Annotated in this window: 10 protein-coding genes; 4 read left to right on the forward strand and 6 right to left on the reverse strand. The window is 61.4% G+C overall.

Translation table 11 applies throughout. The annotated features are described in order from the left end of the window. Positions 1 to 116: 116 nt before the first annotated feature. The 4 genes from HLH48_RS23885 (at position 117) to HLH48_RS21935 (ending at position 3,521) form a co-directional block, all read left to right on the forward strand. Positions 117 to 227, forward strand: a complete 111-nt coding sequence (locus HLH48_RS23885) for a DUF736 family protein (protein WP_408871480.1) — start codon at positions 117 to 119, stop codon at positions 225 to 227. Positions 228 to 283: 56 nt separating this feature from the next. Beyond that, positions 284 to 913 carry a lytic transglycosylase domain-containing protein gene (locus HLH48_RS21925; protein WP_246387690.1) on the forward strand — a complete coding sequence of 210 codons (630 nt, stop codon included), beginning with the start codon at positions 284 to 286 and terminating at the stop codon, positions 911 to 913. Positions 914 to 1,157: 244 nt separating this feature from the next. Continuing rightward, positions 1,158 to 2,954 carry a relaxase/mobilization nuclease domain-containing protein gene (locus tag HLH48_RS21930; protein ID WP_182999591.1) on the forward strand — a complete coding sequence of 599 codons (1,797 nt, stop codon included), beginning with the start codon at positions 1,158 to 1,160 and terminating at the stop codon, positions 2,952 to 2,954. Between the two features lie 114 nt (positions 2,955 to 3,068). Then, positions 3,069 to 3,521, forward strand: coding sequence for a ribbon-helix-helix protein, CopG family (locus HLH48_RS21935; protein WP_182999592.1), 453 nt, complete (start codon positions 3,069 to 3,071; stop codon positions 3,519 to 3,521). Here HLH48_RS21935 and HLH48_RS21940 read toward each other — a convergent pair. The 6 genes from HLH48_RS21940 to HLH48_RS21965 all read right to left on the reverse strand — a co-directional run bounded on the left by HLH48_RS21940 (position 3,476) and on the right by HLH48_RS21965 (position 10,342). Continuing rightward, complete coding sequence (locus tag HLH48_RS21940; protein WP_182999593.1) at positions 3,476 to 4,417, reverse strand: LysR family transcriptional regulator; 942 nt, start codon at positions 4,415 to 4,417, stop codon at positions 3,476 to 3,478. The genes HLH48_RS21935 and HLH48_RS21940 overlap by 46 nt on opposite strands. 4 nt (positions 4,418 to 4,421) lie before the next feature. After that, the gene (locus tag HLH48_RS21945; protein ID WP_182999594.1) at positions 4,422 to 5,951 is read right to left on the reverse strand and encodes a DHA2 family efflux MFS transporter permease subunit; all 1,530 of its coding nucleotides are present in this window, start codon (positions 5,949 to 5,951) and stop codon (positions 4,422 to 4,424) included. Continuing rightward, positions 5,948 to 7,108: an HlyD family secretion protein gene (locus HLH48_RS21950; RefSeq protein ID WP_182999595.1), complete on the reverse strand. Its 1,161-nt coding sequence runs from the start codon at positions 7,106 to 7,108 to the stop codon at positions 5,948 to 5,950. The genes HLH48_RS21945 and HLH48_RS21950 overlap by 4 nt, the downstream gene beginning before the upstream one ends. Next, a complete protein-coding gene (locus HLH48_RS21955) occupies positions 7,101 to 8,609 on the reverse strand; it encodes an efflux transporter outer membrane subunit (RefSeq protein WP_182999596.1) in 1,509 nt (502 codons plus the stop codon). The genes HLH48_RS21950 and HLH48_RS21955 overlap by 8 nt, the downstream gene beginning before the upstream one ends. Continuing rightward, complete coding sequence (locus HLH48_RS21960) at positions 8,602 to 9,339, reverse strand: siderophore-interacting protein (protein ID WP_182999597.1); 738 nt, start codon at positions 9,337 to 9,339, stop codon at positions 8,602 to 8,604. Before HLH48_RS21960 ends, HLH48_RS21955 begins: the two co-directional genes overlap by 8 nt. Positions 9,340 to 9,418: 79 nt before the next feature. Further along, the gene (locus HLH48_RS21965; RefSeq protein ID WP_182999598.1) at positions 9,419 to 10,342 is read right to left on the reverse strand and encodes a LysR family transcriptional regulator; all 924 of its coding nucleotides are present in this window, start codon (positions 10,340 to 10,342) and stop codon (positions 9,419 to 9,421) included. Positions 10,343 to 10,638 lie beyond the last annotated feature (296 nt).

Here is a 10,638-nt window from a genome sequence, read left to right on the forward strand (position 1 = left end):
GCTCTTCAACGTCAAAAAATCCCGCCTGCTTCACGATCCATACTCCAATCAACGCAAGGAAAATGGAATCACAGAGCAGACCTCAAAACCAGAGGGTTTTTCGAACCCTCCCGGTGATGATTGATGACCCGCTTTTCGCCCGTCCTCTGCGTGCCCGGCTGCTGCCGGACCGGGACGAACACGACACGTTCCATCTGGTCTGGAACCGTCCCCGAACGCCGTCATGAGTGGGGCTAAAACAGCGCTCTGTCTGCTGGTGGTCTGCACTGGGTTTGCCCTCCCTATGCAGACGGCCAGCGCTGCGCCGTTCGATGCCTATGTCACCGAGGCTGCGACACGGATGCAGATTCCTTCCGCATGGATTGCTGCCGTGATGCAGGCCGAAAGTCAGGGTGATACCTCAGCCGTATCACCCAAGGGCGCGATGGGCCTCATGCAGATCATGCCGGACACATGGCGGGAACTGCGCGCGGCGCTGAATCTCGGGGCTGATCCCTATGATCCGCACGACAACATTACGGCGGGTGCGGCCTATCTTCGGTACCTGCATGACCGCTACGGCGATGCGGGTTTTCTGGCTGCCTACAATGCCGGTCCCGGACGGTATGAACAGTTTCTGACCGCAGGGAAAACGCTGCCCGACGAGACGAAAAAATACGTCACGAGAGTCCTCCGACTGCTGCATGAAGTGTCAATCGGCAGTGTAATTTCCAACACGGGAAGAAGCACGAATTCTGTTTCCCAATTGCCCGATAATACACCATCCGGAAGTCCGCTTTTCGTCTGCCCGTTTACATCCCGAGATGCGGCCTGGGATGCACCGGAAGTGATGCCCGTTTCTGATCACGCGATGCGATTTATGGCCCCGCCTCATGGCCTGTTCATCTCCGTTTCGCAAAGGAGCGCACCATGACGAGGGTTTTACGTCATAGGCGAGGAAAATTGCCGTTTCATCGGGAGCGCTTCGGGTGTGCGTCGGGAATTGAGGGGATCTGGAAACATGAAGGAAAGGGAAGGCAAGATAAAACCGCTTGCCACGTCGGGCGACAAAGCGCGGTCGCGCTTCGTCTTCCTGTGTGCAGGCTGGGTCGGTCGTGTGCAGGGTTTTGGATTGTATGCTGCTTTCCTGCGGGGTTTTCCTGCACAGGGCGGTTCTGATGGCCCGCGATGAGGATTTCCACGTCCGTCCGGGCCGCATTCGAAGCAAGGGAAGCAGCGCCCGGCCCCGGACCTTTCTGGCGCAGGTTCTCCATGCCTCCCGACGCGCGGGCGGAGGCGGTAGCGGCAACCCCGGAAAGGGGAAAGGCGGCAGTCCGCGCTCCGGCCCCTCGACCTTCGGGCGGGGCCATTCCCGCTTCGGCAGAAGCCGCCTCTTCGACGCCCATCGCCGCGTCACCGTCAAGGCCCGCGTGGTGCGACAGACCGGGCGCGGCGCGCGTCCCGGATCGCTGGCCGATCATCTCGCCTATCTGCGCCGCGATGGCGTCACCCGCGACGGCGAGAAAGCGCATCTGTTTGGCCCGGATGGTCAGGAGGTGGACACCGGGGATTTCGCCGCACGCAGCAAGGACGACCGGCATCATTTCCGCTTCATCATTTCTCCCGAGGATGCACCGGAGATGGCGGATCTCGACGGCTTTACCCGCGATCTGGTGCGGCAGATGGAAGCCGATCTTGGCACGCGACTGGACTGGGCCGCCGTGTCGCACTGGAACACCGACAATCCGCATGTGCATCTGCTCGTGCGGGGTGTGGACCAGGCCGGGGCTGATCTGGTCATCGCCCGCGACTATATCAGCCACGGGTTGCGCTCACGGGCGGAGGATCTGGTGTCGCTGGAGCTTGGCCCGCGCGCCGAGCATGAAATCGAGGCCGCATTACTCCGGGATGTCACGGCGGAACGCTGGAGCCGGCTTGACGCGGAGTTGCAACGCAACGCTGATGATCTGGGCGTCGTGGACCTACGGCCCGACGCAGGGGACGCTCGCGGCGTCGGGCAAAATGTGGCACATCGCGCGCTGCTGACCGGGCGAGCCCAGACACTGGAACGCATGGGGCTGGCCACGCCGGAAGGATCGGGAAGATGGTCGCTCGCCCCCGGCATGGAGGACACACTGCGCGAGATGGGCGCGCGGGGCGACATCATCAAAACCATGCACCGCGCCATGACGGAACGAAGCCGGGATCGGGTGATGTCTCCCGGCGATTACATGATCTCCGGACGTGATCAGCCAGTCGCCCTGACAGGACGCTTACTGGAGCGCGGTCTGCATAACGAACTGACCGGGGAAGCCTATGCCGTGATCGACGCCACGGACGGGCGTCTGCATCATGTCCGCTTCCCCGGTGTGGACGCCTTCCGCGACGCACCACCCGATGGCGGCATCGTTGAGGTGCGAACGGCGACCGGCAAGACGAGCGGCAGGGATTATCTCGTATTATCGGCCCGCTCCGATCTGGACCTTCCCGCCCAGGTCAAAGCACCGGGGGCAACTTGGCTGGATCACCGGCTTATGGAGCGCCAGCCCATGGACCTCGCCCGCGCAGGTTTCGGGGCGGAGGTGCGTCAGGCCATGCAGGAACGCACCCGTCACCTCGCGGATCGCGGGCTGGCGTCGTTCCAGCAGGATGGGTCCGTGCGCTATCAGAAAAATCTTCTGGCAACGCTGCGGCAGCAGGAACTGGATCAGGTCGGCGCTAAACTCGCGCAACAGACCGGGCTGACCTATGAGCGCAGCATTCCCGGCCACTTCGTCACCGGCCAGTATGTGAAACGTCTCAGCCTGTCCTCGGGGCGCTTCGCCATGATCGACAACGGGCTGGGCTTCCAGTTCGTGCCGTGGGCACCCTCTCTGGAAAAGCAGCACGACCGCTATGTCGATGGGGTCGCCCGTGATGACGGGGGAGTCGACTGGCGACATGACCGCAAACGCAATCTCGGGATCAGCATGTGATCCATTCCCCCGTTCTTTTCATGCTGTCGTTCGCCTGGGTACACTCGACGCAGTTTCAGTCTTGTTCCGGAAAAAATCTTTCGGTCACATCACGGTTTTTCATGGAGAATTTCCATGCGTGACCGCCTGAACGTCTCCCTGCCCGTCGCGATGATCTCGCAGATCGACGATCTTGCAGCACGACGGAAGGTGACGCGCTCCGCCGTGGTGGAAGCGGCGGTCGCATCCTTGCTATCCCCCGACAGCGCCGAGAAAACCGAAGCAGCCCTCACGCGACGGCTGGACCGACTGACACGCCAGATGCAGCGTCAGGAGCGCGACCTGATGATCGCGCTGGAAACACACGCCTTGTTCATCCGCTTCTGGCTGGGACAGATGCCGCCCCTGCCCGCCGAGGCGCAGGCCGCCGCCAATGCGCTGGGGCAGGAACGCTTCGCCCGGTTTCTGGACACGCTCGGGCGGCGTCTGTCTCAGGGAAAGTCTTTCCGCGACGACATCCCGCTCGATATTCCCGCCACGCGTCAGAGGCCCACTGATAGAGCCGACGAGCCACCGTCCCAGTCGTAATCCTGTGCCAGTTCCACGAAACGCCCGACAACGGGGTCTTCATCCTCTCCGCGCCAGCACAGTATGTGACGGACCAACACAGGCTCCCCGTCCGACACGAGCGGGCGGAACACGATGTCTTCCATGCCCAAGCCAACCGCCCCGGCCGTAACGATCGACACCCGCTCCCGGCGTGCCAACATCGCCAAAAGCCGGTCGATGCTGGTGTCCTGCAAAGCAAGCTGCTGGGTCTCTGTGCCATGTTGTGACACCAAACGCAGGATTTCGGCTCCCGCGCCCTTACGAGGAATCATGATCACATAAGGCGATAGGTCCGGCCAAGGCAGGTTTGTCCGGAAGGCCAAAGGATGAGACTTCCCCATGGCGACCATCAGACGCTCATGTCCCAGCAGAGCGCGGGAGTTGGACCATACGCCGTCACGAGACAGGACGATCGCTGCATCCAGTCGCGTCGCCGCCAGCTCCCGCAGCAACACCTCTCGCGTGTCGTCCGTGATCTGCGTCTCGACCTCGGGATACGCTTTTTCGTAGCGATCAAGCATGTCCGCGACGGGGCCGGACGCGAATGACGTCTGCACGCCCAGTCTCAATGTTCCGATGCGACCCCGGCGACGCAGCCGCAATCGAATTACCGCCCTGTCCATCTCCACCAGAACGCCGGACGCTACACTCAGGAACTCCGCACCATCCCGCGTCACTTGGGAGCCTGTCCGAGAACGGTCGAACAGCTTGATCCCCATCGCGTGCTCCACGGCTATCACACTCCGACTCAGCGTCGTCTGATCCAGTCCAAGCTGCAACGCCGCGCGATGCATGCTGCGATATTCGGCGACCAGAATCACACGACGAAGATCGCGGATGTTGTAAGCGGACCCCGGATGATTGCCGGAAAACACCGTCTCAACCCGGCTTTTGGGGTGATTTAGCGATCCAGATGATGCCAATGGCGATCGTGAAAGCCGCCGCCGAAAGCATGTAAAATTCGTTCATCGCGATCATATCGGCCTGCACGAGCACGTTATGATAGATCGCGCCCCACGCCTGATTTGTCGTCAGGTCACCGCCCCGAAGCGCAGACACAGCATCGGTTGCCCGGTCGTGATAAGGCGTCAGCGTCTCGACGAGGTGCGCCTGATGATAGCGCGACCGACGATCCCAGAACGTCTGCGCCAGTGATGCGAGAAGATTGCCCGACGTCATACGCACGGACGTCTGCAAGCCCGAAGCCGCCGCGACCCTTTCGGGCGGAATACCAAGCAGGGAAAGCGCCGTCAGCGGTGTAAGGAAAAAGCCGATCCCGATGCCTTGGGCAAGACAGGTCAGAGCGATCGATCGCGCATCGATATCCGTGGTAAAGTTCGATCGCCACAACGCAACCAGCGCCCAGGCGATGAAGGCGACGGTCGCATACAGCCGCGCATCCCCCTTACGCACCCAGCTTCCCAGAAAGGGAGCCAGCAGGATGCCGAATACGCCCATCGGCGCGGTCACGAGTCCGGCCCAGGTGGCGTTGTAGCCCATATCTTCCTGAAGCCAGAGCGGCAGCACCACGAGGGCAGCGAAATACAATCCGAACCCGACTGCAACGGCGACCGTCCCCACCGCGAAATTGCGATAGGCAAAGAAATGCAGATCGACGATCGGGTGTTTTTCGCCCAACTCCCAGACGACAAGAAAGATGAAGCCCAGTACGGACAGTATCGACATCGTGCAGATGAACGGCGACGAAAACCAGTCCAGTATCCGACCACGATCAAGCGCTACCTGCAAACATCCGACTGCCAGAGCCAGAAAGCATAGTCCACGCACATCCACCGGCAACTTCACAGTAGGCGTATCGCGCCCGCGCAGCAGCGAAGAGGTCGCAATCACCACGAAAACACCCACCGGCGCATTGACCAGAAAGATCCACGGCCATGTGTATGTATCCGTGATCCAGCCCCCGAGAACCGGCCCCGCGACAGGACCGGCCATATTGGTCATCGCCCACATGGCGACCGCGAGCGTGCGTTTCTGCGGCGGGAAGACCGCGACGAGCAATGCCTGACTGAGCGGCACGATCGGGCCGGACACCATGCCCTGAAGCACGCGGAAACCAAGCAGCAACGGAAATGACCGCGCCATACCGCATAGAACGGAGGCGAGGGTAAAGGCCGCGACCGCACCGACGAAGAGACGCACCTGTCCGAAACGACGCGAAAGCCAGCCGGTCAGGGGGATGAAGATCGCATTGGCGATTCCAAAGGACGTAATCGTCCATTCGCCGATTTCGGAACTGACGCCGAGATTGCCGGAAATGGTCGGCACCGACACATTGGCTATGGTGATATCCGTGACTGACATGAAGGAAGCCAGCCCGATCGTCACCCCAGCGAAGGCCAGTGTCGCACCGGATAGCGGCGTGATCGGCTGGGGTGCGGGGCGGCTCATTCCGTGTCCCCCAGCGTTGTTTTCATCGCCGCTGCGACCTGCTCGTCCGCCGTGTGGCTCTGTGCCGTGTAGAGCGAGGTTTCCGCCGCCGAAGGCTCTCGCGGCGTCTTGCCCGTCTCACAACGCGACGTATCGATCGTGACATCGGTGGACATACCGATACGCAGAGGATGACGTTCAAGCTCGGACGGGTCGAAAACGATGCGAACAGGCACGCGCTGCACCACCTTGATCCAGTTCCCCGTCGCGTTCTGCGCGGGAAGCAGAGCAAAGGCTGCGCCACTGCCCGCGTTCACATCCGCAACACGGCCATGATAGGTGACACCGCTTCCATAGATATCGGCTGTCATCGTCGCAGACTGCCCGGCGCAGACATGCGCAAGCTGACCCTCCTTGAAATTGGCATCGATCCAGAACTGGTCGAAGGGCACGATGGCCATCAGCCGCTCGCCGACCGCCACCCTGCGCCCAAGTTGTACGTCGCGCCGGGCGATCATGCCGCCGACTGGCGCGCGGATCGTGGCGCGCTCCAGATCCAGCGCAGCCGCACGGAGCCGCGCCTGGGCGGCCAGAATATCAGGATGAGTCGCGGGCGTTACTCCTGCGGTCTGGGACAGGGCGACCGCATAGCGATCCCGCGCGGCCTTCAGCGCGGCGGTGGCGGTGTTGACAGTATCGGCCGCATGGCGCGCTTCCTCGGCGGTCACCGCGCCTTGCCCTACGATCATACGCCGTGCCCTGAGGTCGGCGGTCGCACGATCCAGTTCCGTCTGACGGACAGCGACGACCGCCTGGGCTTCCTGAACATCGGCGAATAGCTGATGTACATGCCGAACGGCCTGCCCGAGCGCCGCGTTCGCTGCTTCCAACCGAATACGCATGTCACTCGGATCAAGGGCGACGAGAGTCGTCCCGGGCTGGATGCGATCGGTATCGTCGGCGAGGATGGCCCGCACCGTTCCGGCCACCTGCGGTGTCACCGCGACCACATGGCCGTTGACATACGCATCGTCGGTGGACACCAACGCATCGTTGGACAGAAATTTATAGGCTCCCCACCCAATGCCGATGAGCGCAAGAGCGCTCCCGATGACAAGGAGGCGCTTGCGGCGTGTCGTGCCGGGGTCGGTCCCGGCCGGAGGTTGTGTGTCAGCCATGGAATGTCTGCCCTGCGGTAGAAGTGAAAGTCGGGGACCAGGCGCCACCAAGGGCGCGGATGAGTGTGATCTGGACGACGGCGATACGCGCGTCAGCCTCCACGGCACGTCGCCTGCTCAGGAGCAGCGCGGTTTCCGCGTCCAGCCGATCGTTCGTGTCGGAAATGCCGTTTTTCTGGCGTAGGTTCTGGAGTTCGACGACATGCGTCCAATAGCTGACAGCACGATCAGCTTCACCTTTAGCCGCCTGTCCGGCCTTCAAGTTGGCAATACCGTCCGCTACCTGCTGCAATGCGCGAGAGAGGGTCGCATTATAGTCGCTGACCGCCTCATCATATTCACCAAGCCGGTTCTTGAGCGCCGCACGAAGCTGGCCGCCCTGGAAAATCGGGAGTGTGACCGCAGGTCCGAACTGCGACGCCACACTGCCGGGGCGGAAAATATGGCCGATATCGAGTGCCCGGAAACCGGCGAACGCTACGAGATCCACGTCGGGATAGAATGCGGCCCGTGCGGCTCCAACCGCGTTGGCCGCCGCTTCGACGGCAGCACGCTTGGCGGAAACGTCCGGCCGGTAACCCAGCAACACGGCTGGTACAGAGGACAGGGGCGCAGGATCGGCAATGGACGGCAAGCGTGGCCTGCTCAACGCATCGGCGAAGGCAGGCGTCTTGCCGAGCAGGGCGGCGATTTCGTGACGACGTGCGCTGATTTCACCGTCCAGAAGATCGATCTGGCTGCGTGTATCGGTCAGGGCCTCACGGGCCGCTACGGCATCGATATCGGTTGAAAGACCGGCTTTTGCACGCAAGGCCAGCATCGCAATGATGCCCTCACGCCGCGACAGCCCGGCTCTGGCCACGTCCTGCATCTTGTAGGCCGCGTCGAGCCGCACATAGGCGTTGACGACCGCCGTCTCGATCAATAGCCGCGCATCGGCGGCTTCCTGCTCGGCGACGATCTGCCAGTATGCCGCCGCACGGGTCGTCTTTCGCCACCGTCCCCAGAAATCGACATGGTATTGCACGTCGAGCTGAAACTGGCCTTCGCTACCGAAATTCCCCTTATACGGGGCCGGATAATATGAATGACCGGGAAACTGCTCGCCCGCGATCCAGCCATAGCCATCGACATGGGGCAGTTGGTTTGCCCTCGCCGCACCCTCGACCGCTTCCGCCTCGCGAAGGCGCGCCTGCGCGATCTGGAGGGGCGGCGCATCCTGTTGGGCCTGAGCGACGAGCGCGTCAAGTTGCGGATCGGCATAGACAGACCACCATGCCGCGAGTAGGCTGGCACGATGTTGCGCCGACGTAATCTCCCGCCCCACGTGGAGCGACGAAAGATCATCGGGTGTTCGGGCAGCCTTCTCGTCACGACCCGGCGCACATCCTGATAACGCAATCAGTCCTGTGCCCAGCATGAGAAGAAGCCGCCGTCGAAATGGCGATGCTTTCAGCATTTTCGGATCTCTGTCGGAGAGAATATCGATCTGATCAGTCACGGTCGCGATGATCCGCGACACCGAGTTTCCAGTAACCTTTCGCATGCAGCCGGGAGCGGCTCAGCCGTTGGTCGGCAAGAAACCAACTCCGCAGCGATCGCACCATGAGGGATTCCCCCGCGACCCAGACCGAGCAGTCGTCAAGTGGCAGTGCGACGTTCTGGACCGCAAGCTCCAGCCTGCCTGTTGTACCGGGCCACTCTTTGCCGGAATGCAGCCATGTGCGTTCAACGGACGCGCGAGACATGAACGGCTGTTCTTCTTCGGGGGTGGCCACTTCCGCGAAAACGATCGCTTCCGCCGTTTCGGGCAGGGCCTCCAGAATTGCCGCGATAGCAGGCAGCGAGGTCGCGTCACCGATCAGGAGGTGGTGCCGCACTGTTGGATCGACCGGATAGCCCCTGCCTGGTCCGGCGATGATGATTTGCTCGCCAGGCCACGCATGCGCCGCCCAACGCGACGCAGGCCCCGTGTCGCCATGCAGCACAAAATCCAGATCCATACATCCGTGAAAAGGATCGAAGTTACGGACGGTATAGGCCCGTCCGACGCGGGACTGATCACCTGCGCAAGGAATGAATACCTTCATCCATTGTGCGGGTTCGTCGAGTTCAAGTGTGCGTAGCGCATCCCCTGTAACGCGAAAACGCCGCATGTGAGGCGTTATGTCCGATACACTCTCGACCGTAACTGAAAATTTCTGCCGCTCTTTTCTCTTTATTCCCAACATCGGGAGATAACCTTGTCTGTTTCTGCTCCCTGTTCTGGCTGTGGCGGGACCGGGAAAACATGACAAAGGCGGCAAAGAGTCATTTCATAAAATGAAATCCATCGGGAAAGGATTGGCAAACCGTCCGAACACATTGGCGTAGAAAGCGATGGGCGGGATCGGCGTCAAAGCGGGGATGCCATGCCTGCGCCAGCACCACGCTCTCAAGCTCCAGCGGAATATCGAACCAGCGTAGCGCCATGCCGAGGTTGCGGACGACCGGCAGGACATGCCGTGGCACCAGTGCGATCAGTTGCGTACCTGCCAGTGCCGAAAGGGCGATCAGAAACGAGGGCACGATCAACGGGACATGTCGCGTCAGCCGGAGTTTCTGAAGCGCCTCATCGACCGGCCCCGTGGACCGACCACGGCGCGAGACGCTGATATGCGGAAAGGCCGCGAAGGTTTCGGGAGAAATATCCCTGGAGAAGATCGGGTGATCGTCACGGGCAAGCGCGATATGATGATCGCGAAAAATGGTTTGAAGCCGAACTTCTGGTCCCATTGCGCGGCTTGCGCCGATGTCCAGATCGATCCGCCCTTCGCGAAGCGCCTCATCATCGAACTCATGTTCCTGGGCGAAACGCAGGGTCGCGCGGGGGGCCTGATCAGCAAGAATATTGTATAGACCGGAGGCGAACGCCCCGGTGAAACCGTCATTAGCCCGGATCGTGAAACGACGCTCAAGCCCGCCGGGATCGAACGCCGCATGAGCATTCAGCAGGGTATCCGCCTCAGCAAGCAGATGACGGATGCCCGCCTGAAGTTCCTTGGCGCGTTCCGTCGCGACCAGCCCACGTCCAGCCCGCACCAGAATCTGGTCGTCCAGCATGTCACGGGCTCGGGCCAACAAGCGACTGACCGAAGGCGGGCTTGTCTCCAGACGTTCGGCGGCGAGCGTCACACTCTGGACTTCGATTAGAATATCCAGGGCGTGTAAGAGGTTCAGATCGGCTTTGGACATAAGGCTGACTTACCCAACGCGACGGCCAAACCCGTCGGCACACCCTTTGTTGTCACCTGTTTCATCCAATCATTGAAGTCATATAAGGTCGGGATGCGTACTTTTGTGAGCATCTCCGGCTTTTTATGGGCCGCATACACACATCACAATGGCGTCGCCGAAATCGCGACCTGAAGGCAACATGACCGATTCGTGCCCTTTCCGGCCCTCTCGCGCCACTCTCAGCGCGTCCCGGAACTACGCTGGAATTCTCTCCCGGATGATTCCTATATGATTCCAGTTGGCGCTGGAGAAAC

This window comes from Gluconacetobacter sacchari (assembly GCF_014174255.1).
Classification (GTDB): Bacteria; Pseudomonadota; Alphaproteobacteria; order Acetobacterales; family Acetobacteraceae; genus Gluconacetobacter; species Gluconacetobacter sacchari.

Coding starts and splice junctions, on each gene's coding strand:
- HLH48_RS23885 (WP_408871480.1), top strand. CDS start 117: ATGATTGATGACCCGCTTTTCGCCCGTCCTCTGCGTGCCCGGCTGCTG.
- HLH48_RS21925 (WP_246387690.1), top strand. CDS start 284: ATGCAGACGGCCAGCGCTGCGCCGTTCGATGCCTATGTCACCGAGGCT.
- HLH48_RS21930 (WP_182999591.1), top strand. CDS start 1,158: ATGGCCCGCGATGAGGATTTCCACGTCCGTCCGGGCCGCATTCGAAGC.
- HLH48_RS21935 (WP_182999592.1), top strand. CDS start 3,069: ATGCGTGACCGCCTGAACGTCTCCCTGCCCGTCGCGATGATCTCGCAG.
- HLH48_RS21945 (WP_182999594.1), bottom strand. CDS start 5,951: ATGAGCCGCCCCGCACCCCAGCCGATCACGCCGCTATCCGGTGCGACA.
- HLH48_RS21950 (WP_182999595.1), bottom strand. CDS start 7,108: ATGGCTGACACACAACCTCCGGCCGGGACCGACCCCGGCACGACACGC.
- HLH48_RS21960 (WP_182999597.1), bottom strand. CDS start 9,339: ATGTTGGGAATAAAGAGAAAAGAGCGGCAGAAATTTTCAGTTACGGTC.
- HLH48_RS21965 (WP_182999598.1), bottom strand. CDS start 10,342: ATGTCCAAAGCCGATCTGAACCTCTTACACGCCCTGGATATTCTAATC.